Below are 26,362 nucleotides of genomic sequence, written 5' to 3' on the forward strand. Positions count from 1 at the left end.
CGTCTGGTCTAGCGTTGGAATATTGCTGCGCTTGCGCAACGCTGCTGAAATCCGGGGGCTGCTCCGTCGCGGTCAGCCGGCATTCGCGGAAAAACCCGGATCGGCGTGGTGGCAGGCGGTCAGCAGTCCGGGAGCTGCCGTCCTGTTCGTCAATGCCGGCTCCTGATCCGCGCAAATCGATGTCGCCTTCCAGCAGCGCGTTCGAAACCGGCATCCGCTCGGTGGATCGACGGGGCTTGGCAGGTCGCCTTTCAGAACGATGCGGCTGCGTTGTCCGCGAAGCCGCGGATCCGGTGTCGGGACTGCCGACATCAGGGCCTGGGTGTAAGGATGGGCCGGCGCGCTGAAAATCGACTGTTTCGGCCCTGTTTCAATGATTTTGCCGATCACGCGGTCAGAGACATGCCGCACGACGGCCAGATCATGGGCGACGAACAGCATCGCCAGATTGCGCTCGCGCCTCAGCCTGGCGAGCAGATTGACGACCTGCGCCTGGACCGACACGTCGAGGGCCGAGACCGGCTCGTCGCAGACGAGGAGGGTCGGATCGAGTGTCAGGGCGCGCGCGATGCCGAGCCGCTGACGCTGGCCTCCCGAAAATTCGGAGGGATAGCGCTCCGCATGTTCGGCGCGCAATCCGACGGATTCGAGCAGCCTGACCGTCTCCTCCCGCCATTTGGATTTGGGCAGAACGCCGGGATGCAGCGCCCAGGGTTCGGCAATTAACCGGTCGACCCGCAGGCGCGGATTGAGCGACTGGTAGGGGTCCTGGAAGATGACCTGCATCTTTCGGCGCAGACCGTGCAACTGCGGGCCGCTTGCACTGGTGATCTCGACGCCGTCGAGCAGGACGCTGCCGCTCGTTGCCGGCCCGAGCTTCAGGAGTGTTCGTACCAGCGAGGTCTTGCCGCATCCGCTTTCGCCGACGAGACCAAGGGTTTCGCCGTGGGCGATGTCGAAGCTGACATCATCGACGGCGCGTACCGCCGTTGCGCCACTGCCGAAATGCCGGGAGAGATTTTGCACTTTAAGAAGAGGTTCGGTCATGCTGGCGCTACCGGGAAGTGGCAGGCGGCCTGGCGGCCTGGACCCACGGTTTCAAGGGGAGGGACACGCTCGGCGCAGATACCCGCAGCGCGCGGACAGCGCGTCCTGAAGGCACAGCCGGACGGCAGCGCGACCGGATTGGGAGCCGAGCCGGGGATCGGGATCAGCTCGTCCTCATCGGTGTCGATGCGCGGCTGCGAGGCAAGCAGCCCGACGCTGTAAGGATGCCGGGCATCCTCGAAGAGCTCAAAAACACTTGCGGTTTCGACGATGCTGCCGGCGTACATGACCGCGACACGGTCTGCCAGCTCGGCAACCACGCCGAGATCATGGGTGATGAAGATCATGCCGGCATTGCTGCGTGCGCGGATGGTGCGGAGTAGCTCGACCACCTGAGCCTGGATCGTAACGTCGAGCGCCGTTGTCGGCTCGTCGGCAATGATGATATCCGGTTCGAGCGCCACGGCCATGGCGATCATGATGCGCTGGCGCATGCCGCCCGAAAACTCGTGCGGATATTGCCTGGCGCGCCGTTCGGAGTCGGGAATACCGATCGCCGTCAGCAGGTCGATCACCGCATTTTCCACACCGCCCTCCGGCCTGCGCCCATGGATGCGGAACATCTCGGCGATCTGCCAGCCGACCGGATAGACCGGGTTGAGCGACGCCAGCGCGTCCTGAAAAATCAGGGCGATCCGGTCGCCGCAGAGATCACGCCGCTCGCTCCTCGGAAGTTGCAGCAACTCGGTGCCCTCGAAGCGGATGGAGCCGCGGTCGATGGCGCCAGGCGGATCGGGAACGAGGTCCATAATGGCCGAGGCGGTCACCGACTTTCCCGAGCCGCTTTCTCCTAGAAGCGCCAGAACCTCGCCGCGCTCAAGCGAGAAGGAAACGCCGTTGAGTGCGAGGATGCGGCCGGCAGCCGTATCGAAGCTGACCTGAAGGTCCCTAACGTCGAGAAGGGCCATCAGCGCCTCCGGCTGACAAGCCGCCAGTGCTGTGCCGGATCATTGATGATCCGGAACCAGTTGGCGAGAAGGTTGAAGGACATGGTGGTGAACATGACGGCGAGGCCGGGAAAGAAGCTGAGCCACCAGGCGGAGGACAGGTAGCCCTGGCCTTGCGCGACCATCAGGCCCCAGCTGACCGAAGGCGGCTGGATGCCAAGTCCGAGATAGCTGAGCCCGGATTCGAACAGCATGACCATGGCAAGATTGACGGAGGCTAGCGTCAGCATTGTCGGCGCAACGCTTGGGAGAATGTGCGTGCGCAGGATCCAGACTGGTCCACCGCCGAAGACGCGCGCCGCATCGACGAACAGCCTCTCGCGGACCTCCAGCGTTTCGGCTCTTGCAACGCGGATATAGGCCGGCATGCGGGTCACGGCGAGCACGATCACGAGGTTGCCGACGCTCGGGCCGAATAGATAGAGGCCGAACAAGGCCACCAGCAGCGTCGGGAAGCCGAGGATAATGTCGCAGATCCGCATGATGAGGCTGCCGACGAAGCCGCCGAAATAGCCGGCGACGACGCCGAGCAGCGTCCCCCCGGCCAGGCTCGTCAATACCGTGACGAGAGCGATCCCGATCGTCGTCGATGCCGCCTCGATGAGACGGACGAGGAGCGGGCGTCCGAGCGCATCGGCGCCCAGCCACAAGCTCCAGGACTGCCCGAAGTTGAAGGGCGGCAGGTTGCGTGCCTTGAGCGAGATGCGGTTCTCACCCAGGAGCGAAAGGCTGTCAGCGACAATGGCAAGCACGACAATCAGCAGCCAGATGGTTGCCGCCACCGCCATCGGATCTCCCGAAAGCGCCCGCATGAGCCAGAGGATGCGCCTGCCGCGGCGCTCTCGGGCGGGAAGGAGCTCGGCGGATGTGTCGGTCATTCGACCCTCACGCGCGGATCGATCGAGGCATAGAGCATGTCGATCAGGATGTTGATGACGAAGATGACGACGGCGACGGCAAAGATCGATGCCTGAACGATCGCGAAATCGCGTTTCAGGATGCCGTCGATCAGAAGTTTGCCGATGCCAGGAAAGCCGAAGACCACTTCGACGACACCGCCGCCGCCGGCGAACTGCGCGGCGAGATCGCCGGTCACCGTGACCGCCGGAAGGAGCGCATTGCGAAGCGCGTGCACGAAGGTGACGCGTCCGTCGCGGGCACCCTTAGCGCGCGCCGTGCGGACGAATGTTGCGTTCAGCGCTTCGATCATCGAGCCGCGGACGATCTGCACCAGCGTTCCGAAAGGTCGGGCAAACAGGCAGGCGACCGGCAACACCCAGTAGACGGGACCGCCGAAGCCCGAGGTCGGTAGAATTCGGAAGGTGACCGCAAACAGAAGGACACCCATCAGGCCGAGCCAGAAATCGGGTACGCTGGCGGCGGACTGCGACAGGAGGTTGATGCCCCGGTCGATCCAGCCACCGGCATTCACTGCCGCAATCGACCCGACGACGATCGCGGCGGCAAAGGCAAGCGCCAAGGCAATGGCGCCGAGCGCCAATGTGTTCGGCAAGGCTTCCAGCACGACGTTCATCGCGGGACGATGGTGCCAGAGAGACATGCCGAAATCGAGGCTGAGCATATCCCAGGCCCAATCGAAGAACTGGGCGAGAAGGGAACGATCGAGGCCAAGGCGGACGCGCATGGCTTCGCGCGCCGCATCCGAGGCGTCTACAGGCAGATAGAGATTGACGGGATCACCCGTCAGCCGCACGAGAAAAAAGGCTGACGTCATCAGAGCCGCAAGCGCGAGCGCTGCGAAGGCGGCACGTTTCAGGAAATAGGCGAGGGACATCCGCTCTCCTCAGGCGACAGTGTTTAGGCTCATCGATCAGCGATAGCTGATCGACTTCAGCTTGATCTCGTTGCCGGCCTGCACATCGGGGGTGTAGTTCACGTCCTTTGCGACCCGGGCAATCGAGACCATGTGGAAGAGCGGCGCGATATTGACCGCATCGACGGCGATGTAACGGAACGCTTCCTGGAACAGCTTCTTGCGCTCGTCGCCGGTTGCCTTCGAACCATCGGCGATCAGCTTATCGAGCTTGGGGTCTGCGATTGTCGCCTGATTGCCGTCGGTGGTGAAGCGGTTGGGCAGGGTGAAGACGGCATCTCCCTCGGCATTGTCGATCTGCGTCTGCAGGATGGACGGCGGGCGATCCTTATCCCACGGCTTCAGGAGCCGTTTCAGCCACGGGCTGGTCTCGAGCATTTCAAGCCGCGCGTTAAAACCGGCATCCGCCAGCATCGCCTGAATGGCCTCCAGGCTTTCGGAGGAGTTGGGATAGATGCCGATGCGACCGTAGATGACGATCTCCTTATCGACCGGCACGCCATCGGCCTTGGCTGCAGCAAGCAGCGACTTCGCCTTTTCTGGATCGTAGGTCCAGACGGGAATGTCGGGATTGAAGCCGAACACCGAAGGCGGCACGACCTGCATCGCCTTCTGGGCGTCCTCATGGAAAATGGTTCCGACAAGGCCGTCCCGGTCGATGGCGAGATTGAGGGCTTCGCGCACGCGTTTGTCGTTCAGTGGTGGGACCTGGGCATCGATCCTCAACAGCGAAGTTTCAGCGTTCGGAAAGGCCTGGTCCTGTTCGGTCGTACCGTCCTGCGGCGCGATCTCATAGGCGACCTGCGCTTCTCCGGTCTCTACCATTGCCGCACGAACGGCGGATTCGGCACGCCAGATGATCGTCGCGTTTTTGATCGCCGGCTTATCGCCCCAATAGCCGTCATAGGCCGTCAGCGTGACGGACTGGCCTGGCGTCCATGCTTCCAGCTTGTAAGGCCCCGTTCCGGCCGGGCTGCGCGTCTTGCCGTCGTCCGGGGTTGCCGGTGAACCAATGTCGACGGCAGACATCTTGTTCGGCAGGATCGGTTCGACGACGTCGGTTTTGATGAGGACGGTCGTCGGATCGGCGGCCTGTGCGTTGAGTTTGACGCCCTTCAAGGTGGCCAGTCCGACTTCGCATGCCAGTGCCGGGTCTTGAGCCCGCTTGACGGCGGCGACGACTGCGTTGGAATCGAACGGCTTGCCGTCATGGAACGTCACGCCCTCGCGCAGCTTGAACTCCCAGGTCAGCTCATCGACCTGTCGCCAGCCGGTGGCAAGGCTTGGAACGACCGATCCGTCCTGCGGGCTGAGGTTGACGAGCGCCTCAGTGATATTGTTGTGCAGGATGCGGGAATTTCCCGAAAGGTCGGTGTCGCAGGGATCCAGCGATTTCGGCTCGTCCGTCACCACAACCGCCAGCTTGCCCTCGGCAGCGTATGCTGGCATTGCGACACTCGCCGCCAAGGAGATTGCCAGTCCGATGCAAATTGCGTGGATAGTCCTTATCGCCATGAAAGCCTCCTCCCGTTCCCAGCCGCGCGCCGGCATCCAGTTCACGGCAGCCGTTCCGGCTGCGCAGACCTGTTCGGCGCTCTATCGGCTTTACTTCCTCCCGCAAGCGCGTAGTGTCAAATACGACACTTGCGGTGGACAAGATGGTTGTCAACGCCGGGCAAGTCAAGAAGATTAATTCTCTAATGGAATATGAATTTCATGAATGAACCAAAGCATGGTTCTCCTGTGGTGGAAAAGACGGCCCATCTGCTTGAGGCGGTGGCCGATGCGAAAACGGGCATTTCCCTTGGGGCTCTGGTCGATCAGCTGCGTGTGCCCCGCTCGACGGTCTACCGCATTCTGAACTCGCTGACCGCGCACGGCCTGGTCGCGCGGGTCAATGGCGGAGCCTCCTACGAACTGGGGCCGAAGTTCGTCGAGCTTGCCCGGCGGATATCGCCCGGTGCCGATCGGGTGACGCTCATCGAGGCGGCAAGGCCAATTCTTGCGGCGGCAGCGGAGAGGATAATGGAATCCTTCAAGCTGGCCGTGCCCGAGGGGCATGAAATGATGACGATATTCGCCTCCTCGAGCCCCGGCGATTATGCTTTGTTTATCAAGGTCGGCGCGCGCTCGCGCAAGCACGTCGGAGCGGCGGGCAAGCTTGCTCTGGCCTATTCGGACTATAGCGAAACCGAAGCCTACTGCTCCGGCGGGCTGGAGGCCAAGACGCCCTACACGATGACTGATCCGGAGGCGCTGAAAGAAGCACTCGTGGAAATTCGCCGCAACGGATACGCTGAGGACAATCAGGAATCCAACCTCGGCTTGCGCGCCTTCGCCGCACCAGTATTCGATGATCAAGGTCGTCTGATCGCCACCGTCAGCGTGCCTTTCATTGGGGAGGCAACACCGGATCGGGCTCGGTCGATCAGGCGCGAGGTCCTGGAGGCGGCTGCTACGCTGACGAAAACCATCAATGGGCTCAATCCATTGTCCAAATAAGAAGCTATAAATCCGCTATTGAACAATTGCTTTGATATGGTAGATCTTTCGCCGAACAAGGGGAGGGATTCTCATGACCGCTTTGGACCCATCGGTTTACGCCAAACTTTTGCAGACGAATTCGGCGAGTCTAAGCAGTTTGCTGCTGAAGCGGGGACTGAGGAACACGGCTGTTCGCGGGGTGCGCCCGCTCGCGGCCGCCGAAAAACCGATGATCGGTCCGGCCGTCACCGTCCGTTATATTCCGGCCCGCGAGGATATCGACGGTTCGACCTATAGTTCCGATCCGTCAAACCAGCAGCGCAAGGCGATCGACACGATACCGGAGGGCCATGTGCTTGTGTTCGACTGCCGCTCGATCGCCGAGATCGCCGGCATTGGCGCGGTACTGGCTCGTCGCCTTGTCTATCGCGGCTGCGCCGGTCTCGTGCTCGACGGAGGCGTTCGCGACACCGCCGATATCGCCCAACTCGGGCTTCCCACCTATTGCCTGGGTCCTGCAGCGCCCGCCAATCTGGTTGCCCATCATGCATCGGATATGAACCAGCCGATTGCCTGCGGCGGCGTTGCGGTCTACCCGGATGACATCGTTTTCGGCGACAGCGAAGCCGTCATCATCATTCCTCGCGAATATGTTGGCGAAATTGCCGACGAGGCAGTCGCGATGGAGGAGCAGGAGGAATTCCTGAAGCTGGAGATCGAATCCGGCAAGCCGACACTCGGCGTCTACCCGCCCAACAAAGAAACGCTCGAGCGGTTCCAGGCGTGGCGCAAGGCCCGAGTTCAAGCCGTCTGAGACGTGGCTTATATTTTCTGAAGGTCGTTGGCGTCAGCCACGCACATCCGACCCGCCGTGAAGCGGTCATGGATGCGGCGATGAAGGCTTGAGGGCCGTACTGCATTTTTGAACTCGCGTATGTCGGCCGCTTTGTCTTGACGCGGGCACGCGCTCGTTGCTGCGGTAAATTTCTGCGTCCCCGATATTTTTTGCGCCAACTGACACAAGACGTTCATTTGAACATTGTATCTGGGCATTCGAGCGGCTGACGGCGAATGTCGGTCAAGCCGACCATGCTGTGACACTGAGAAGCCGTTCGGCGCTCAGTATGCGTGCATTCGACATGTTCATTTGAACATTCCGTTATTGCAATGTGAAACTCCGCTGCTACCATTGCCGCGCGTCTGGAGCGGGAGGCTGCGGACCGAAAGAAAGTGGGAGTGACCATGAATAAGATCGCTTTTTTCCTGACCGCAGGACTGACCAGCCTGTCGTTGTCTGCGCCAGCAATGGCTGCCACGAAGATCCAGTGGTGGCATGCAATGGGCGGCGAGAACGGCGCGAAGCTGGAGCAAATCGCCAAGGGCTTCAACGCATCTCAATCCGATTATGAAATCGTGCCGGTCTATAAGGGCACGTATGACGAGACTCTGACAGGCGCCATCGCTGCCTTCCGCGCCAATCAGCAGCCTGCGATCGTGCAGGTCTACGAGGTCGGCACCGGAACCATGATGGCAGCGCAGGGGGCCGTCTATCCGGTGTACCAACTGATGAAGGATCAAGGCGAATCCTGGGATCAGAACAAGTTCATTGCGCCCGTCGTCGGTTATTACTCGGACACCAGCGGCAATGTCTTGTCCTTGCCGTTCAACTCCTCCACGCCGATCATGTATTACAACAAGGACGTGTTCAAGAAGGCTGGCCTTGATCCGGAGACCCCGCCGAAAACCTGGGCGGACGTAGAGTCTTATTCGCGTACGATCGTCAAGTCGGGCGCTGCCAAGTGCGGGTTCACCAGCGCCTGGATTTCATGGATTCAGACCGAAAATCTCAACGCCCTGCATGACAAGCCTTACTCCACCAAGGCAAACGGCTTCGGCGGCCTGGACGCGGAATTTACCTTCAACAACGATCTGACGATCCGCCACTGGGGGAACCTGAAGAAGTGGCAGGATGAAGGGCTCTTTAAATTCGGCGGACCTGTCGGCGGCGATAACGCCCCTCCGATGTTCTATTCGCAGGAATGCGCGATGTATATGAACTCGTCGGCCGGCCGTGCCGGCGTCATCAACAATGCCAAAAATTTCAAGGTCGGCTTCGCGCCGCTTCCCTATTATGACGACGTCATTGCGCAGCCGCTCAATTCGATCATCGGCGGCGCCACGCTTTGGACCCTGAAAGGCCGCCCGGAAGAAGAATATAAGGGTGTGGCAAAGTTCTACACCTATCTGCAGAAGCCGGAAGTCCAGGCCGACTGGCACCAGTTCTCAGGCTACCTGCCGATCACCGAAGCTGCCTACAAGCTGAGCCAGGAGCAGGGATTTTATGAAAAGAATCCTGGCGCAGATGTCGGCATCAAGCAGTTGACGCGGGTCACGCCGACCGAAAATTCCAAGGGTATCCGGTTTGGCAATTACGTCCAGGTCCGCGGCATCATCGACGATGAATTCGCCGCACTGCTGGGCGGCAAGAAGACCGCGAAGGAAGCGCTTGATTCCGTTGTCGCGCGCGGCAACGAGCAGCTTCGCGATTTCGAATCCGCCAACTAAGGGCTCCGGGCAGGGGGTCGGCGCGGCCGGCCCCTGCCTCTCCGTCAGTCAGTGAGGGCCCATGCAAACCAAACGGACCGTCTTTCCCAATAAGGTCTTGCCTTATCTGCTTATTGCTCCCCAGATTCTGATAACCGTGGTCTTCTTCCTGTGGCCCGCCGGGACCGCCTTCTGGCAGTCGTTCCTTCGCCAGGATGCCTTCGGGTTCAAAACGAACTTCGTGTGGTTCCAAAATTATCGCCGGCTCTTTGCCGACCCGCTCTATATGGACGCCTTCGGCCACACCCTGGTCTTTGCCGTTCTGGTGACGGTCTTGTCCACGACGATCGCCCTCATTCTGGCCGCCGCGGCCATGCGTGTGCTGCGCGCGTCCCGTCTTTATTCGACCTTGCTGATCTGGCCTTACGCCGTTGCACCCGCGATTGCCGGCATTCTCTGGTGGTTTATGTTCAACCCCTCGATTGGCATCGTCGCCTATATGCTTCGCAGCATGGGGGTCAGTTGGAACCATCTGGTAAATCCGAACGATGCAATGGTCCTGATCGTCATCGCCGCCACATGGAAACAGATTTCCTATAACTTTCTGTTCTTCCTGGCCGCGCTGCAATCCGTGCCGCGCTCGCTCCAGGAAGCCGGCGCCATCGACGGCGCCGGGCCGGTGAAGCGCTTCTGGACGATCGTGTTCCCGTTGATCTCGCCGACCACCTTCTATCTGGTCGTCATCAACATCGTTTACGCGATGTTCGATACCTTCGGCATCGTTCACGCGACGACGCAGGGCGGACCGGCGCGCGCCACGGAAATTCTCGTCTACAAGGTCTATTTCGACGGCTTCATCGGTCTCAACCTGGGCTCCTCGGCGGCGCAGTCGGTCATACTCATGGTGATTGTCATTGCTCTCACCGCGATCCAGTTCCGCTTCGTCGAACGCCGCGTGCAATATTGAGGAGCGTCAAAGGTGGTTGAAAATCGTCCCTTTTTGAATGTCCTGGCTCACCTCGTCCTGATCCTTGGCGTTACGATCGTGGTCTTCCCGGTCTATATCGCCTTCATCGCCTCGAGCCACGGTCCGAACGACTTCCTGTCCGGCGTTGTACCGTTGGTCCCGGGACCGCACCTAATCGAAAACTATTCGACCATGCTGTCGGCGGGAATGACGAGTTCCGGCGCCCCGCCGATCGGGCCGATGCTGCTCAACTCGTTGATCATGGCCGTCGGTGTCGCGGTCGGTAAGATCGCCATTTCCATTCTCTCCGCCTTCGCGATCGTCTATTTCCGGTTTCCCTTTCGCACGCTCGCCTTCTGGATGATCTTCATCACCCTGATGCTGCCGGTCGAGGTGCGCATCGTTCCGACCTACAAGGTGGTCGCCGACCTCGGAATGCTGAACAATTACGGCGGGCTCATCATTCCGCTGATCGCATCGGCAACCGCGACCTTTTTGTTCCGCCAGTTTTTCCTCACCGTTCCCGACGAACTGATGGAGGCCGCGCGCGTCGATGGTGCCGGACCGCTGAAATTCTTCCGCGACATCCTGCTGCCGCTCTCGGTGACCAATATCGCGGCGCTGTTCATCATCCTGTTCGTGCTCGGCTGGAACCAGTATTTGTGGCCTCTGATCGTCACCACCGACCAGAGCCTCTACACCGTCGTGATGGGTATTCAGCGCATGGCTGCGGTCGCCGATGCCGAGCCAAGATGGAATCTCGTCATGGCAGCGGTCATCCTGGCCGCTTTGCCGCCCGTCCTCGTCATCGTCGCCATGCAACGCCTTTTCGTCAAAGGCCTGGTCGAAACGGAGAAATGAAATGGCCACGATCAATATTATCGACGTCAAGAAAAGCTATGGGTCCGTTCCCGCCGTCAAAGGCATCAATCTGGCTGTTGCAGACGGCGAGTTCATCGTCCTCGTAGGTCCTTCCGGCTGCGGCAAATCTACCTTGCTTCGCATGGTTGCCGGATTGGAGTCGATCAGCGACGGGCAAGTCGAAATTGCCGGCCGCAACGTGAACAAGGCGGAGCCGGCAGAGCGCGACATCGCCATGGTCTTCCAGAACTACGCGCTTTATCCGCATATGACGGTGCGCGGAAATCTGGAATATGGTTTGAAAAACCGTGGCACAGCCCGCGCGGAAATCGACCGCCGCGTCAAGGAGGCGGCCGACATCCTCGAAATCGGACCATTGCTCGATCGCAAGCCACGTGAATTGTCCGGTGGCCAACGCCAACGCGTCGCCATGGGACGTGCCATCGTCCGCGAGCCGGCAGCGTTTCTGTTTGACGAGCCTCTGTCCAATCTCGATGCCAAGCTGCGCGTACAGATGCGCGTTGAGATCCGCAGGCTGCAACGCCGCCTGAAGACCACAAGCATCTACGTCACCCATGACCAGCTCGAAGCTATGACGCTTGCCGACAGGCTCGTCGTCATGAATGGCGGGCTGGTCGAGCAAGTGGGGACGCCGGTCGAGGTCTACGACCGGCCGGCGAGCCTGTTCGTTGCCGGCTTCATCGGCTCTCCGCCGATGAACCTCGTGCCGGTCGAGGTGCTCGATACGGTCGAGGCAGAGCGACGCCTTGCCCTGCCTGCGGGAACGGATGTAGTCGGGCTTCGGCCGGATGCGCTGCTCGTCGAACAGCCTGCCGGGCCTTCCATTCGCCTGAATGCGATCGTCGAACTGCTCGAGCCGATCGGCGGCGAAAGCCATCTGCATGTCAGGTTGGGCGAGAGCCAGCAGACGATTGTCCTGACCGTTCAGGGACGGCCGGACTTTGCCGAGGCCGCCAGGATCGATATCTTTGCCCGCGTCGATCAGATGCATCCCTTCAACAGCAGGACCGGAAGGCGCACGGACTGAGATGCGGCCATGGGCTCTCCAGTAAGTCCGATGCCACGAGAAACGACGAAAGAGACGAGTGAATGAAGGAATCAGAGCGAAGATCGGGACCTTCCCGCAGCGAGGTTCAGGCGCATCGGGGCGCATCGTCCGTCGCTCCGGAAAACACGATAGCCGCTTTTCGGGCGGCGGCCGAGCAGGGGGCCGAATGGGTCGAGTTCGATGTCGCGCTGCTCGGTGACGGAACGGCCGTCGTCATCCACGACGTTTCAGTCGACCGTTGCTCTTCGTCGACGGGCAATCTCGGTGACCTCACCGCAGCCGATCTCGAGACGATCGATGCAGGCGCCTGGTTCGATCCTCGCTTCAGGGGCGAGCGCTTGCCGACCCTTGCCGCGGCCGTGTCCGCCTTGGCGGAACTGGGGCTGAATGCCAATGTCGAGATCAAGCAGCACCCGCATCACAAATCGCTCGAGCAACTGGTGAAAACCGTTGATGAACATCTTCGGGCGCGCGTGCCGCAAACTGAGATCATGATATCGAGCTTTGACGCTGCTGCACTCAAGCGCATGCACGAAATCAATCCCGGCTACGAGCTCGCCATGCTGTGGAGCAGGGTGCCGGACGACTGGAAAGAGATCCTCCAATCTATTCCGGCAACGACAGTCCATCTTGGTTACAAATCTCTCAGCATCGGGTTCCTCGAAGAGGCGGTGCGTCACGGCATCAAGGTTCGGGCCTGGACCTGCAACGATCCTCGACAGCTCGCATCTTTCTGGGTTGCCGGCTTGACCGGTGTGATAACAGACGACCCGAGTGTCTATCTTTCCTAGGAAACAACGATGGCGCAGCGGGTCATATCGAGCCGACAACGCGAAATACTGGCGCTTATCGAAAGCGAGGGGGTCCAATATATCGACGAGCTGGCGCGTCGGTACGACCTGACGACCCAGACGATCCGGCGCGATATCAATGCGCTGTGCGATCTTGGGCACGCCCGCCGCTTTCACGGTGGCGTCGATGTGCCGGTCGAGGGCAGCAACATCTCGCTCAACGCCCGTGCCCAGCTCAATCGACGCGCCAAGCGGCAGATCGCCAGACGGGTCGCCGCCGATATCGGCCCGGATGCGACGGTGTTTCTCGGGATCGGCAGCACGGTTCAGTTCGTTGCAGAGGCTTTGCGCGATCATCAGGGGCTGAGGGTCATCACCAACAATATGCACGTCGCCTTGACGCTTTGCGAATCTCCCAGTGTCGAAGTCCATCTCACCGGCGGGCTGCTGCGTCACGACGACCGTGACGTTGTGGGTACTGACGTGATCAAGTTCGTCGAGAAATTCTATGCGACCTATGCGGTTGTCGGCGCCGGCGCACTGAACCCGCTGACCGGCCTGATGGACTTCAGCTACGCCGAAGCGCAGATCACCAATGCGCTGCTGGAGAATGCGCAGACGCGCCTTTTGGCGGCCGATGTCAGCAAGTGGACGCGCCATGCGAGCGTGCGCGTTGCGCCCTTCAACAAGATTACCCGCTTTTACACCGACCGGCTGCCGGCCGATGCGTCCGTCGCCGGCGTGCTCGCTGAGAGCAGTATGGAGGTGGTGACCTGCGGCGAGGAGGCGATATGACCTTCGTAAATCTGGCGCCATCCGCGGCCGAGTTGCAGCACGTGCGTTATCTCTTCACCGATATCGACGATACGCTGACGACCGAGGGGAAACTTCTGCCGCAGACCTATAATGCCCTTTGGGATCTCAGCCGCGCCGGCATTGCCGTCGTTCCGGTCACGGGCGGTTCAGCTGGGTGGTGCGAACACATCGTGCGTGCCTGGCCTGTCGCTGCCGTCATCGGCGAAAGCGGTGCCTATGCCGTTACGCGCCGGAGGGGCGAGGTTGTCTTCGATTATTGGGAGGACGGCGCGTTGCAGGGCGAGCATCAACGTCGGCATCTCCAGGCGATCGAAAATCTAATTTCGGAAAAAGGCGGCACCTTCAGGATTGCCCATGATCAGGTGTTCCGCCTGGCCGACGTGGCGATCGACATTCAGGGGCACGATGCGCACGCTGTCGAAGAGCTGGCTTGCGAAATCAGGGCGATGGGCGGGACCGTCGCCATCAGCTCCATCCATATCAACACCTGGATCGGTACTTATGACAAACGTGCGATGAGCGAGCGCCTCCTGACAGGCATGTTCGGGGTCGATCCTGCCGAATTGCCTTCGCTCACGGCATTCGTCGGCGATTCTCGAAACGATGCGCCGATGTTCGGTTTCATTCCAAACTCTTTCGGCGTCCGCAATATCGTTCCTGTCCTTCCGCATTTGCAGCATGTGCCGAAATGGATCTCCGCCCAGCCTGCGGGGCTTGGGTTCGCCGACATTGCGAGGACGATCCTGGATGCCGCGACAACCGGTGAACGACGCCGCGCCGAAAGGCGGTGAGGCGAGCCCGAGCCCGGGCCTGTCATGCCTGGAAGGCGATGTCATCGCGAGCCATTGGTCACTTTACGACGGGCTCCCCAGCGTTCGTGCACCAAAGCTGTCATGAGCTGGGCTACAACGTGCGCGTTCGCCCAAATGACCGCAGCAACAGATTGAGAGAGACGGCAACCTTGTCGATATCGCGAATGTCCCGCGAATATTGGCCGGTGTAGAGTTTGACAATCATGCTGTCGCGAGCAGCGCCGCTGAGCTCGAAATAGAGGTGCAGGTAATAGGCTTGCTTGTCGCCGCTGCGACTGATGCTACTTCGTCGTTGGGTGACCTGTCCGAGCTCCGCTTTGATCGGTGCGAAGCCGGCGAGTTTCAGCATCACCGATTTGGATTGAAATCTGGCCATGTTGTGGACAGCAACGACCGCCTTGTCCAGTGCCAGACTGACGATTTGGCCGGGGACATCGTCTACGACAGCAGGTTCATCGAGCTTGAAAGCATGAAACAGCCGTCGGGGTTTCTCAAAGCAGATGAGCGACGCGATGAGCAGGACGACGATATTGATACCTGACCACCAGGCCGCGACCGGCGAAAACTGGCCTTGTACATGCGACGTTTCCGGCACGACGTTGACCAGCAGACCAACAACGGTGATCGTGATCATGCTTGCGATCCAGGCGAAGCTGTAGCGGTCGAACTGGTTCGCCTCGTTGCCACTGCCCTTCGGCGTCACCCTGAACGGCTTGCCAAATGGTCTTACCAAGCTGGAGACCACGGTCGGCAGCATGCGGAATGTCGCAAAGGTCCCGACGGCGCTGGAAACCACCGGCAGATAACGCGTCGGCGTGATCCACAGCATAAGCAGGAAATACGCCGCCAGCAGCGGTACCTGATGCGAGACATAATCGGCTATGTCGGTGAAATAGAGCGGGAGCAGGCCGAACCAGAGATAGACGATGGGGACGAGCAAGATCATGAAGCGCACCAGATACTGCACCAGCCATGATGCCGGCAGGAACATGATCCGCTGAAACAGCGTCAATCCGGGGCCGCGCAGCGGGCCATTATACAGGTAAAGGGTTTGAATACCTCCCTGACACCACCGTTCGCGCTGCACAAAGTAACCGGTCAGGTTTTCGGCGGCCAGTCCCATCGATAACCGCTCGTTCAGATAGCGCGTCTTGTAGCCTTTGTTGAGCATCGAAAGAGTGGTCAGCAGGTCTTCAGTGATCGACTCCGTCGGAAACCCGCCTATTGCGTCGACGGCCTTGCGGCGGGCGATCGAGCATGAGCCGCAGCAGAAACTGACATCCCAGGCGTCGCGGCTGGGCGCGATCTCGTCGAAGAACAGGCGCTGCTCGTCGGGCCAGATGTTTTCCAGGCCCAGGTTTGATTGCACCGGATCGACATTGAAGAAATGTTGAGGTGTCTGAACGATGCCGATGCTGTTATCGGAAAAGAAGGGCAGCGTCCGGCGAAGGAAATGTCGATAGGGAACAAAATCGGCGTCGAAGATCGCAATAAAATCGCCCGAGCTGACCTTCAGCCCATTGTTCATATTGCCTGCTTTGGCGTGGCTGTTGTCGCCGCGCGTGACATGGATGACGTTCTTTTCTTCGCAATAGGCCTTCAGCCAGTCGCGGCGTTGGTCGTCAAGCACATATACATTCAACTTGTCGGCGGGATAATCCAGCGAGCGGGCGCCGATGATGGTTCGCTCGAGCACGTCGAGCGGCTCGTTATAGGTGGGAATGAAAACATCGACGGTCGGCAGCTCACGCTTGTCGCGCGCGAAGAAAACACGACCCAGCCTGTCCGCCTCTGCGCTCCGGTCGACATAGCGGCTCATCAATATCAGAAAAAGAATGACTTCGAAGCAGGCCAGAACCTCGACGGCAAAGAGGATCCAGACCCAGTAGAAACTCGGACCGTCGCCGGGGTAGGGGAGCACGGTCTCCGTCAAGCGCCAGAACATGTATCGCAATGCAAATGCTGCGACGAACGCGCAAGTCACCGCCCGTGTCCAGCTGTGATGGCGCGACCAATTGAACGGCCCCAGGAAAAAGAACGCCAAAACGACAAAGGTCGGAACCAGCGCTACAAGATACTGAACCACAGGCTTTTAACCCAGTTGGATACGTTGATGCCGCGCTTGGAAAACCGTACCTGCACTGTGCGCCCCACCTGGCAGAAGTTCGCAAAGTCGTCGTTCATGAAGGATGGATCGAGGCGAACCCGAATGCGGGCATTGCGTTGTGTCGACGGCGGCAAACTGGCGGCAAAGGAATCGGCCTCGACCGTGGCCGAATTGCCTCTGACGGAAATGACGGTGCCCTTGAAGACATCGCTGCGGCCGAGCAAGCGCACCTGCGCAACAAGTCCGGGATAGATCTCGTCGTAATTGACTTCAGGAACAAGGATATCCACGAACAGCTCCCGGCAGTCGAGCAGGCGCATCAGCTCGTTGTTCAGCACGACATTGGAACCGTTGACGATACTCCTGCTCCAGACAACGCCGTCGAACGGCGCGATTGCGGTTGCTGATTCAAGGCTGCTGACGCGGTTTCTCTCTTCGACTAATTGCTTTTGGACTTCGCCGGCTCGTGTCTCATTTTCCGCTATGCGTGAGTTCAAGTCGTTGATGCGAACGACCACCTCGTCTTCACGCTGCCGCGAATAGGGCACGTCATTCTGTCCGTCGCCGAAGACAAAGATACCCTGGCGGACCGCATTGAGCCTTTGTTGCAATTGATCGACGGTTAGATTGCTGATTTCGACCTCGCCGCCGGTCGCAGCTCCGGCGGCACGCGCGGCCTCAACCAGCTTCTGCGTCAGAATACCTTTTGAGTTGAGTGCCATCCGACGGTCCAGGTCGACCTGCGCGACCAAATCCTGGGCTTGCGACACCTCGACTTTTTTCCTGAGGATTTCGACTTCGCGTTCGAGATTGGCAATGGTGGTCTGTCTGTAGACTTCCAATCTGGCCGCCAATTCCTCGCGAAGCGCGGAAAGCTCCTCCCGTTCCTTTTTCAGTGCCGCGACACGGTCGAGTGCGGTGTTGCGATCTGCCTCGAGCGACGCGAGGATTGCGCGATTGACGCGCGTATTTTTGATTTCTGCGAGGGATTGTCCCGCTTTGGCCGGGCTGCCGACCTTGAGGGGGTCTTCGGCAATCGTGCCGTCGATTGGGGCATTAACGACAGCAAACCGCGCATTGACCGTGCCATCAAGGCTCGTAAAGCCGGTAATCATCGGCAATGAGACGACAGCCACGAGCGTCAGCAGCAGCAGGCCGACAATGATGCGTGTGATGCGATGGTTCCAGATCATATTGGCATCCGAAGGTATCGCTTTGCAGCCACCTGGACCTATCGGCCGGCAGGAGTGGATGCAACTATTTCTTGTATAACTTAATGCACTGAAAACCAATAGACAAGTGATGGTCGCAAAATGGGCGAATGGCGGATTAACAACCGCAGCCGCCAGCCCGCCGACACAGGCCTAGGCCTTATCGATAGGGGAAACAGCGAAGCATTCTTCGGCCGTTGCGGTCCAAGGCCATCCGCAATTTACATGCCGGCTTGACGCGGGGAGAATGACATTCCCACTTTGCAGAGATAGGACACTTTAACTTTGCGGCTACGTCGGCGATTCTCGAAACGATGCGCCGATCTTTGGTTTCATCCCGAATTCTTTCGGCGTCCGCAATATCGTTCCTGTTCTTCCGCATTTGCAGCATGTGCCGAAATGGATCTCCGCCCAGCCTGCGGGGCCTGGTTTTGCCGACATTGCCAGGACGATCCTGAATGCCGCGACTGCCGGCGAATGAAGCGCGAGCCGCTTGCAAGCGAAGCAGGCGCAAGCTGAGTAGGCCATGCACCGGTCGTCGGAGGCTCTGAAACCGGACCACCACTCGCCTTGCTTCAGCTGTCGTAATGGCGAACGAAGGATTGAATCCCGGTTATTACGTTGCGCGCCGGCGCGTCATGCTATCGCTCGAACGGTTCGCCGAGCGAGGCGATGCCGTTGAGCTTGAGCAGGCGGCGATCCGCCGAAATGATGCCGAGCACGATGATCGTCACCAGATAGGGCAGGCATGCGAGCAGCTGCGAGGGGACGTCGAGCCCGGTCGCCTGGGCGGCGAGCCCCATCAGCGATACGGCGCCGAACAGGCATGCCCCGAGAAAAATGCGGCCAGTCAGCCAGGTTCCGAAGACGACGAGCGCGATTGCAATCCAACCGCGGCCGGCAATCATCCCGTCCGCCCAGAGCGGCGTGTAGATCGTCGCAGCATAGGCGCCCGCGAAGCCTGCCATCATGCCTCCGAATGCGACTGCGGCGAAGCGGATGGCGATGACCGGGTAGCCGATTGCATGCGCCGCTTTCGGGTTTTCCCCTATGGCGCGGATGATCAGACCGACCTTGCTATAGGCAAACATCGCCCAGATCGCGATGGTTGCGGCCAGCGAAAACCAGACGACAATATCCTGGACAAACAGTCCGCCGATGACGGGAAGATCGGAAAGGCCGGGAATGTCGATCTTCGGCAGAGCCCTGACCGTCAGGCTCTCGTAGCTCTTGCCGAACAGCGCCGACAGGCCCTGCCCGAGAATCCCGATGGCGAGCCCCGTGGCGACCTGATTAGCGTTGAAGCCCAACACGATGACCGCAAAGACCAGCGACAGCAGGGCGGCGCCGAGGCCGCCGGCGAGGAAAGCCAAAAAATGACCGCCGCCGTGATAGACGATAATGAAGGCGATGACGGCGCCGAATGCCATCAGCCCCTCGACGCCAAGATTGAGAACCCCGGCGCGCTCGGCGACCAGTTCCCCGAGGGCTGCGAGGAGAAAGGGTGTCGCAGCCGCCAGCATTCCGGCGAGGATGAACTCGATGGCGTTCACGTCGCGCTCCTGGCTGCCGCCGGTCGCCAGGCAAGGCGGTAGCGCGTGAAGGCGATGGCGACCAGATAGGCGAGGAGCAGGCTGCCCTGGAAAACCCGGACGGCGGCAACCGGCAGATTGGCGGAGACCATTGCGTTGTCACCACCGATGTAAAGCGCCGCCATGACGATGGCTGAGATGATGATGCCGATCGGATGCAGCCCGCCGAGATAGGCGACGATGATTGCCGCATAGCCATATCCGGTGGAAATAGAGCGCTGCAATTGACCGAGGGGGCCGGCGACCTCGGCCGCACCGGCAAGACCGGCTGCCGCGCCGCCGATCAGCAGGGAAAGCCAGATTGCCCGGCTTTCCCTGAATCCGGCGTAGCTCGCCGCCCGCGGCGCCAACCCGCCGACCTGCAATTTGTAGCCGATGAAGCTCTTCTGGATGAAGACCCAGGCGGCAATCGACAGGAGGAGGGCGAGAATGAGCGAGACATTGACGCGCGTTCCCTCGACCAGGTTCGGCACCATCGCGTCATACTGGAACATGACCGATTGCGGGAAGTTGAAGCCGTTCGGATCCTTCCACGGGCCGAGCAGCAGATAATTGAGGAGTTGCACGGCAACGAAGCTCAGCATCAGCGAAACGAGGATTTCATTGGCATTGAGCCTGACGCGCCAGAAGGCGGTGAGTGACGCCCAAAATGCGCCGCCTATCGTGCCGAGCAGCAGCATTGCCGGCCAGATCCATTGTCCTGTTGCGCCAGGCCACCAGATCGGAATGGCGGAGGCGAAGATCGCACCGAGGACGAATTGTCCTTCGGCACCGATATTGAACACCTTGGCGCGGAATCCAATTGCAAGCCCCTGCGCGATAAGGAGCAATGGCCCGGTCTTCAGGAGCACCTCGGAGAACGACGCCCACGAGACGAAGGGCTCGATCAGCATCGCATAGACGACCGCAGCCGGATCGCGGCCCATGACGACGTAAAGTCCGAGATTGAGAATGACGGTGATGATGAGGGCTATGGGCGGTGCCAGAAGGGTGGCGGCAAGCGATGCCCGCTCCCGGCGGACCAGCCTGGGCAGGCCGAGGAAGGTTCTGCTCATACGGGGGCTTTCTCGCGATTCGGCTGGGCTCCGATCATATAACGGCCGATCTCTTCGGGCTTGGTGTCGCGCGTGACCAGCGGCGGGCTCAGCGTGCCGTGGTGCAGGACCTGGATGAAGTCGCAGAGTTCGAACAATTCCTCGAGCTCCTCGGAAATGACGAGGATCGCCATGCCTTCATTGCGAAGACTGATGAGCCGCTTGCGGATTGCCGCGGCTGCACCAATATCGACGCCCCAGGTCGGCTGGGCCAGGAAAAGAAGCTTCGGCGCCAGCATGATTTCGCGCCCGACGATGAATTTCTGCAGGTTGCCGCCGGAAAGCGACCCGGCTTCCGCCTCGGGGCCGGGGGTGCGCACGTCATAATCGCGGATGCATTCACTGGCAAAGCTCTTCGCCCGTGTCTTGTCGAGCAGGCCGTGCCTGACAAGGTCGAGCGGATGGGCGGTCAGCAGGCTATTGAGACTAAGCGACATTTCGGGAACCGCACCGCGGCCGAGCCGGTCCTCCGGGACAAAAGCGAAGCCGAGCAGGCGGCGGGCGGCGGCGTCGAGCGTGCCGACATCTCGGCCCATCATGAAGATCTGGTCGCGCTGATCTCGCGGCAGGACGGTCTCGCCTGAAATCAGTGCTGCGAGCTCACTTTGGCCGTTCCCTGAAATCCCGGCAATGCCGAGGATTTCACCGGCGTGCACCGTCAGGCTGATGTTGGAGAGCGGTACGGCGAAAGGATCCACCCGGTAGTCGAGGCCGATAAGCTCCAACCGCTTTTCGCCCTCGGCCAAAGGCAGAGCAGGCATGGGGTTCGGCATGTCGCGTCCGATCATCATGCGCGCAAGTTCGTGGGCGTCATGCTCGCACGGATCGACATGACCGGTCACGCGACCGCCGCGCAGAATCGTCGCCTGATCGCAGAGCGATTGGATCTCTTCCAGCTTGTGGGAGATGAAAAGGATGGATACGCCGCCGTCGCGCAGCCGGCGCAATGTTTCGAAGAGTTTTTCCACCGCCTGCGGCGGCAGCACCGACGTCGGCTCGTCGAGGATCAGCAGTTTCAGATTGGTCATCAGGCAGCGAATGATTTCCACCCGCTGCCTTTCGCCGACGGAAAGCGAATGCACATGGGCGAAAGGATCGACCTCGAGACTGAACTCGCGCCCGAGCTTGCGAACCCGCTCGGCAAGCTCGCTCTTCTTGCCGGACACGATCAGGCGGATATTCTCGACGACCGTCAGACTCTCGAACAGCGAGAAATGCTGGAAGACCATGCCAATGCCGGCGCGCCTTGCCTCTGCGGGCGAGGCAAGGCTGAGGGGCTGCCCATTCCAGGCGACCGTGCCGCTGTCCGGCTGCTCGACGCCATAGATCAGCTTCATCAGCGTCGATTTGCCAGCCCCGTTTTCTCCGAGGATGGCATGGATCGAGCCGGCCGCGACGTCGAGGTCGATCTGCCGATTGGCATGGACCTGACCGTAGCTTTTGGAAATGCCGCGCAGCGACAGAAGCGGGTTTACCATGGCTTACTTCGGCAACGGCGTCGTCACACCCTTGACGTGCCAATTCATAGCGACGATCTCAGCGTCCGCCAGCGTGGCACCGGAAGCGACGCCTTCACTGCCGTCAGCCTTGGTAATCGGGCCGGTGAATGGCGAGAAGCTGCCATCGGCGATCTTCGCCTCGATTTCCTTGATCTTGGTCATCGTATCGGCCGGAATGGCCGGGTTCCAGTCGACGACTTCGACCACCTTGTCGGCGACGCCGAGGAAGGTATTGGCGCCCTTGAAGGTGCCGGCAAGATGCGCGTCGACCGACGCCTTGAAAAACGGCGACCAGTCAGTGGCGACGCAGCCGAGATAGGTCTTCTCGGCGTATTTCTTCATTGAGGAATTGAGATTGAAGGCATAGATGCCGGCGTCCTCACAGGCCGAGATCACCGAAGGCGTATCCTGCGCATTCGAGAAGATCACGTCGCAGCCTTGCGAGATCAGCGCCTTGGCGGCTTCCTGCTCCTTGGCCGGATCGAACCAGGAATTGACCCAGACGACAGACACTTCGATATCCGGCTTGACGGCCTGTGCGCCGAGCGTGAAGGCATTGACGGAGGTGATCAGCTCGGGAATCGCGAAGGCCGAAACCGAGCCTAGCTTGCCGGTCTTGGAAACGGCCGCCGCCGCCATGCCGAGCAAATAAGTTCCTTGGAAATATTTGGCGGCGAAGGGCGAGAAATTCGGCGCGACCTGGAAGCCTGAAGCATGCAGGACGGTCACCTTGGGGTTACGACGGGCAATCTGCAGCGCGCCGTTCTGATAGCCGAAGGAGCCGGCGATCAGGAAATGATTTCCGTCGGCGACCGTCTTGTTCATGATTCGGTCGGCATCCGGGCCTTCGGCGATGTTCTCGATGATCGTGACCTTCACCTTGTCGCCGTAAGCGGCCTTGATCGGGTCGATGCCGGCGGCAAGCGCATGGCCCCAGCCGACGTCGCCGACCGGCGAGGGAACGACGAGGGCAATGCCGAGCGGTTCGTCGGCGGCAGCCACGGAGCGGCCGGCAAAAGCCGTCGCGAGACCGGCAGCCGCTGCGCTCTTCATGAGTGTTCTGCGGGTGAGATCGTTGGACATGTCAGTTCCCCTTTTGGTTTTCAAAATTTCACTGTCTCGAGCGCCGCTTCCGCGGCGGCGAAAAGCTTGGCCTCTTCGAGCCCGATAAATTCGCCGGCCTGCCAGACGATGCGCCCGTTGATCATGGTCAGATCGGTCGGCATGCCGATCCCGACCTTGGCAATAAGGCTCAACGGATCGTGGCGCGTGCCGACATAATCCATCCGCCGCGTATCGACCGCGAAGAGGTCGGCGGCCATGCCGGGAGCAAGCCGGCCGATATCGCTGCGGCCTAGCAGACTTGCGCCGCCCGTGGTCGCATAGTTCAGGAAATCCACCGGCGCGGGAACCGAATGAGCCCGCGTCGATGCCGTCAGGCATTGCAGCATATAGGCAGAGTGGATGCAGTGCATGAGGTTGGAGTTGTCGTTTGAAGCTGCACCATCACAACCGAGCCCAATGCGCAGGCCGAAATCCGCCATCGCAGGAATGTCCGTCACTTCGGCGCCGACCAGATAGACCGGCTCCGGGCAATGCGAGACACCCGTGCCGCTTGCCGCCAGCTTGCGCAATTCCTCGTGTGTCAACTCCCAGCAGTGAGCATAATAGGTGTCAGGCCCGGCAAAGCCGAGTTCGGCGCAATAGTCGACTGTACGCATGCCGTACCGGGCTTCGATGACGGGGCTTTCGCCTTCACCGACATGCGTGTGCAATTGGACGCCGCGATCACGGGCGAGCGCGACCGACTCGACGAAGGTCTCGCGATAGCAATTGACCGGCTGGCAGGGGGCGACGACCACCTGCCGCATGCTGAAGGCGCCAGCATCGTGATAGCTGTCGATCAGCCGGGCGCAATCGGCGATGAATTCGTCCGTCGTTTCCAGCATGGCGTCCGGGATCGTCGACCCCTCGGACTTCGGCAGTGTGTTGCCGCCGCGTCCTGCGTGGAAACGCATGCCGAGAAGTTCGGCCGCCTCGAATTGGCGATCGATCAGGCGCTTTCCGGCATGCCTGGGGAAACAATATTGATGGTCGAAGGCCGTGGTGCAGCCATGCTTGATCATCTCGGCCATGGCCGTGACCGACGAATGGTAGAAGCAATCCTCGTTCAGCCGCGAGAAGATCGGATAGATGCGATCGAGCCACTCGATCACGGAGAGCTTCGTCCAGTCGAGATCTGCCCGGTTACGCACGAAGCATTGAAAGAAGTGGTGATGGGTATTGACGAGGCCTGGATAGACAAACCAGCCGGATGCATCCTGGATGATCGTATCGGCCGGCAGCGCCTCTTGCGGCAGGTTCTCACCGATCGCCTGGATTGCCGGACCCCTGGTCAGCAGATCCGCATTGCGGCGCACGGTTGGCCCATTGCCTTCGTCGACAATGATGGCTGCGCAGTTTTTCAGGAGGTAGCCGGCCATCTCACTTCTCCAAACCGGCCGGATGAGGATCGGGCTTCAACTCGTGCAGGCGGTGGATGCCGGGCATTTCGATGAAACCCTCAAGGCTGCGGATGGCGCGCAGCCAGAGCCGGATGTTCGGATAAGGATCGAGCGATATGCCGCCATCAGGCGCCAACGCCACATAGGGGAAGCAGGCGATGTCGGCGATGGTCGCGCGGTTCGATATCAGGAACCGCATGTCTCGGAGCCGCTGCTCGAAAAGGCCCGCCTCCAGCTCGCGCAGCGCAGCGACCCCCTGTGCCTGCAGGGCCTCAATATTGCCGGGGCGCAAAAGCATCTGATGCAGCCGTGCGCCGCCAAGACTGGCCGTCAGCCGGTGTGAAAAAGAGAGCCATTGCTGCAGGCGCGCCGTTTCCTGCGGCGCGCTCGCGCCCAACCATTCCGGCCCGCTCCGGGCGGCGAGATAAGCAAGGATGGCTGAAGATTCCGTCAGGACGAGGTCGCCATCCTCAAGGATCGGTATTGAGCCTGCCGGATTGAGGGCCAGAAGTTCAGGGCCCCGATGCTCGGCACCCGGATGGAAGTCGACCGGCCGGATGTCCAGCTTGACGCCAAGGATCGCAGCCATCAGGCGGATCTTGTAGCAGCTCGGCGAAAGGATGTAGTCGTAGAGCTTCATTGTGCGACCAGCTGCGCGCCATAGAGATAGTTATGGCGCTTCAGCCAGCGCCGGTAAGCGATCGATGTCATGTCGGCCCGGGTCGGAATTTCCATGCCGGGATCGAGCGGCAGAAGCGCCGGGATCTGGTTTTCGAGGATCGACCGATCCTGCAGGAAAATCATCTGCTGAAAATGGATGAGGTCTGTCATTGGCGTCACATCGTCGAAGAGGGCCATCCACGGCCACACGTCGCAAAGATCTTCCGCAAGCGGCTGGACGAACAGGGCAATGACATCCCATTCCGTCGGGCGGGGAGGGCAGGTCTTGTACAGCACCGAGCAGGTCGGAGCCGGCACGCGGTACATATATTCAGTGGTTATCCCGCCGATCGCCGACTTTGCCGCCTGCGGCTGGTAGAATTTCACCTGCGTCGCCCAGACTTCATCCACCGCCTCGCGGATCTCGACCTTATAACTTTCGACTTCCGTGTGCGGCTCGGCGCCGAGTATATCCGTGTGGACGAAGGGAAAATGTGCGATGTCGAGGAAGTTCTCGACCGCTCTCAGCGGCGAACAGCGTACCCGTATGACGCCGACATCGACAAAGCGGCGGCCGGGTTGATCGGCCTCGGGAATGGCAAACAGCTCCTTGGCGGGGTTGCCGAGAGAAGACCAGACATGGCCGTAGCGGACGCGGACGGGCAGGGCGCGTCCACTGCTCGATCTAACTTGCGCCGCGCCGTCAGGCGTGCGCGTCACCTCTATGGGCTCGCCCATCAAAGCGGTTTTGCTTCCCGCCTCGGTGAGCCGACTGAAGAGGCCGACCGGGTACCATTCATCGATCATCGCGCCGGCTCCCGTCATGCGACAGCCTTTCGGTCTGTTTCCGCCCGGCGGCGCAAGGCCTCGGCGATGCGCGACGCCATGAGCCGATCGGCGACATTGCGACCCTGCTCGACAAGGACGTGAACGAGCGTGCGCCCGATCTGCGCTGTCGGGAGCAGCCGCACCCACGGACAATCGGCAATGCCGATCAGCCCGTCCGCATCGGCTTTTCCGCCGGCTGCCGCCTCGATCGCTGCAATATCAGCCTCCAGCGTCAGCGAACGGAGGGGAACGAGATGGTCGAGGCGCGGCGGCCGGGCCGTTGGTTCGCCCACTGCCACCCAAATAATGCCATCCAATTCTTCGACCTGCTGAACGGCCACACGGATCGTCTCCGGCGGCACGAGGTCGGGATGAGCCGGGATGCGGATGCATCCTCCCGCCGGAGAGTAGCTCCAGCCGTGATAGATACAGGAGAGCGCCTCGCCCCGCACGAAGCCATGAGACAATCGCATGCCACGGTGCGGACAGCGGTCGGATGATGCCGATAGACGCCCGGACTGACTGCGCCAGAGAGCAATCGCTCCCGCCGGGGTCCAGGCCGGTATGACAGTTGCCGGCGGCAAATCGGCAGAAAGCGCGACAGGCGTCCATGAGCCGGTCGTATCAGAGAACAT

Annotated in this window: 24 protein-coding genes and 1 pseudogene; 10 read left to right on the top strand and 15 right to left on the bottom strand. The window is 60.6% G+C overall.

The annotated features are described in order from the left end of the window. Positions 1-72: 72 nt before the first annotated feature. Genes GGI60_RS13385 through GGI60_RS13405 form a run of 5 tightly spaced genes read right to left on the bottom strand, consistent with a single transcriptional unit; the run spans position 73 to position 5,403 of the window. Entirely contained in the window at positions 73-1,047 is a 975-nt protein-coding gene (locus tag GGI60_RS13385) for an ABC transporter ATP-binding protein (RefSeq protein WP_183916447.1), read from the bottom strand. Beyond that, positions 1,044-2,015, bottom strand: coding sequence for an ABC transporter ATP-binding protein (locus GGI60_RS13390; protein ID WP_183916449.1), 972 nt, complete (start codon positions 2,013-2,015; stop codon positions 1,044-1,046). The genes GGI60_RS13385 and GGI60_RS13390 overlap by 4 nt, the downstream gene beginning before the upstream one ends. After that, on the bottom strand, positions 2,015-2,932 hold the full coding sequence (locus GGI60_RS13395; RefSeq protein ID WP_183916451.1) for an ABC transporter permease: 918 nt from the start codon (positions 2,930-2,932) through the stop codon (positions 2,015-2,017). Before GGI60_RS13395 ends, GGI60_RS13390 begins: the two co-directional genes overlap by 1 nt. After that, on the bottom strand, positions 2,929-3,849 hold the full coding sequence (locus GGI60_RS13400; protein ID WP_183916452.1) for an ABC transporter permease: 921 nt from the start codon (positions 3,847-3,849) through the stop codon (positions 2,929-2,931). Before GGI60_RS13400 ends, GGI60_RS13395 begins: the two co-directional genes overlap by 4 nt. Before the next feature lie 36 nt (positions 3,850-3,885). Then, positions 3,886-5,403, bottom strand: coding sequence for an ABC transporter substrate-binding protein (locus GGI60_RS13405; RefSeq protein WP_183916454.1), 1,518 nt, complete (start codon positions 5,401-5,403; stop codon positions 3,886-3,888). A gap of 201 nt (positions 5,404-5,604) precedes the next feature. Here GGI60_RS13405 and GGI60_RS13410 point away from each other — a divergent pair, with 201 nt between their 5' ends. The 9 genes from GGI60_RS13410 to GGI60_RS13450 all read left to right on the top strand — a co-directional run bounded on the left by GGI60_RS13410 (position 5,605) and on the right by GGI60_RS13450 (position 14,211). Continuing rightward, positions 5,605-6,390, top strand: coding sequence for an IclR family transcriptional regulator (locus GGI60_RS13410; protein WP_183916456.1), 786 nt, complete (start codon positions 5,605-5,607; stop codon positions 6,388-6,390). Positions 6,391-6,463: 73 nt separating this feature from the next. After that, complete coding sequence (locus GGI60_RS13415; protein WP_183916458.1) at positions 6,464-7,186, top strand: ribonuclease activity regulator RraA; 723 nt, start codon at positions 6,464-6,466, stop codon at positions 7,184-7,186. 428 nt (positions 7,187-7,614) lie between these two features. Next, positions 7,615-8,937, top strand: coding sequence for a sn-glycerol-3-phosphate ABC transporter substrate-binding protein UgpB (gene ugpB, locus GGI60_RS13420; RefSeq protein ID WP_183916460.1), 1,323 nt, complete (start codon positions 7,615-7,617; stop codon positions 8,935-8,937). Positions 8,938-8,998: 61 nt separating this feature from the next. Continuing rightward, entirely contained in the window at positions 8,999-9,883 is an 885-nt protein-coding gene (gene ugpA, locus GGI60_RS13425; protein WP_183916462.1) for a sn-glycerol-3-phosphate ABC transporter permease UgpA, read from the top strand. A gap of 12 nt (positions 9,884-9,895) precedes the next feature. Continuing rightward, positions 9,896-10,744: a sn-glycerol-3-phosphate ABC transporter permease UgpE gene (ugpE, locus tag GGI60_RS13430; RefSeq protein WP_183916464.1), complete on the top strand. Its 849-nt coding sequence runs from the start codon at positions 9,896-9,898 to the stop codon at positions 10,742-10,744. Between the two features lies 1 nt (position 10,745). Next, the gene (locus GGI60_RS13435) at positions 10,746-11,792 is read left to right on the top strand and encodes a sn-glycerol-3-phosphate import ATP-binding protein UgpC (RefSeq protein ID WP_183916466.1); all 1,047 of its coding nucleotides are present in this window, start codon (positions 10,746-10,748) and stop codon (positions 11,790-11,792) included. Between the two features lie 62 nt (positions 11,793-11,854). Next, a complete protein-coding gene (locus GGI60_RS13440; RefSeq protein ID WP_183916468.1) occupies positions 11,855-12,604 on the top strand; it encodes a glycerophosphoryl diester phosphodiesterase in 750 nt (249 codons plus the stop codon). Between the two features lie 9 nt (positions 12,605-12,613). Continuing rightward, entirely contained in the window at positions 12,614-13,399 is a 786-nt protein-coding gene (locus GGI60_RS13445) for a DeoR/GlpR family DNA-binding transcription regulator (protein ID WP_183916470.1), read from the top strand. Further along, the gene (locus GGI60_RS13450; RefSeq protein WP_183916472.1) at positions 13,396-14,211 is read left to right on the top strand and encodes an HAD-IIB family hydrolase; all 816 of its coding nucleotides are present in this window, start codon (positions 13,396-13,398) and stop codon (positions 14,209-14,211) included. Before GGI60_RS13445 ends, GGI60_RS13450 begins: the two co-directional genes overlap by 4 nt. 112 nt (positions 14,212-14,323) lie before the next feature. Here the strand turns inward: GGI60_RS13450 and GGI60_RS13455 are convergent, their stop codons facing one another. Then, on the bottom strand, positions 14,324-16,318 hold the full coding sequence (locus GGI60_RS13455) for a glycosyltransferase (protein ID WP_183916474.1): 1,995 nt from the start codon (positions 16,316-16,318) through the stop codon (positions 14,324-14,326). Further along, positions 16,300-17,532 (bottom strand): HlyD family secretion protein, encoded by a 1,233-nt coding sequence (locus GGI60_RS13460; protein WP_183916476.1) that lies wholly within the window; start codon positions 17,530-17,532, stop codon positions 16,300-16,302. Before GGI60_RS13460 ends, GGI60_RS13455 begins: the two co-directional genes overlap by 19 nt. Before the next feature lie 310 nt (positions 17,533-17,842). On the opposite strand from GGI60_RS13460, the pseudogene GGI60_RS32000 reads away from it, so the two are divergent. After that, positions 17,843-18,031, top strand: a pseudogene (locus tag GGI60_RS32000) (hydrolase); the annotation flags it as partial. Between the two features lie 160 nt (positions 18,032-18,191). On the opposite strand, the gene GGI60_RS13465 reads toward GGI60_RS32000, so the two are convergent. The 8 genes from GGI60_RS13465 to GGI60_RS13500 are packed head-to-tail and all read right to left on the bottom strand — an operon-like array spanning position 18,192 to position 26,362. Further along, complete coding sequence (locus tag GGI60_RS13465) at positions 18,192-19,103, bottom strand: ABC transporter permease (protein WP_183916478.1); 912 nt, start codon at positions 19,101-19,103, stop codon at positions 18,192-18,194. After that, positions 19,100-20,197, bottom strand: coding sequence for an ABC transporter permease (locus GGI60_RS13470; RefSeq protein WP_183916480.1), 1,098 nt, complete (start codon positions 20,195-20,197; stop codon positions 19,100-19,102). Before GGI60_RS13470 ends, GGI60_RS13465 begins: the two co-directional genes overlap by 4 nt. Next, positions 20,194-21,714 (bottom strand): ABC transporter ATP-binding protein, encoded by a 1,521-nt coding sequence (locus GGI60_RS13475; protein WP_183916482.1) that lies wholly within the window; start codon positions 21,712-21,714, stop codon positions 20,194-20,196. Before GGI60_RS13475 ends, GGI60_RS13470 begins: the two co-directional genes overlap by 4 nt. A gap of 3 nt (positions 21,715-21,717) precedes the next feature. Beyond that, positions 21,718-22,818, bottom strand: a complete 1,101-nt coding sequence (locus GGI60_RS13480; protein ID WP_183916483.1) for a BMP family ABC transporter substrate-binding protein — start codon at positions 22,816-22,818, stop codon at positions 21,718-21,720. Between the two features lie 20 nt (positions 22,819-22,838). Next, the gene (locus GGI60_RS13485; RefSeq protein ID WP_183916485.1) at positions 22,839-24,218 is read right to left on the bottom strand and encodes an amidohydrolase; all 1,380 of its coding nucleotides are present in this window, start codon (positions 24,216-24,218) and stop codon (positions 22,839-22,841) included. A 1-nt stretch (position 24,219) separates the two neighbouring features. Then, positions 24,220-24,879: a glutathione S-transferase family protein gene (locus GGI60_RS13490; protein ID WP_183916487.1), complete on the bottom strand. Its 660-nt coding sequence runs from the start codon at positions 24,877-24,879 to the stop codon at positions 24,220-24,222. Further along, a complete protein-coding gene (locus tag GGI60_RS13495; protein WP_183916489.1) occupies positions 24,876-25,724 on the bottom strand; it encodes an aromatic ring-hydroxylating dioxygenase subunit alpha in 849 nt (282 codons plus the stop codon). The genes GGI60_RS13490 and GGI60_RS13495 overlap by 4 nt, the downstream gene beginning before the upstream one ends. Continuing rightward, entirely contained in the window at positions 25,721-26,362 is a 642-nt protein-coding gene (locus GGI60_RS13500) for a Rieske 2Fe-2S domain-containing protein (RefSeq protein ID WP_183916491.1), read from the bottom strand. Before GGI60_RS13500 ends, GGI60_RS13495 begins: the two co-directional genes overlap by 4 nt.

The organism is Rhizobium lentis, assembly GCF_014200175.1.
GTDB classification, from domain to species: domain Bacteria; phylum Pseudomonadota; class Alphaproteobacteria; order Rhizobiales; family Rhizobiaceae; genus Rhizobium; species Rhizobium mulingense.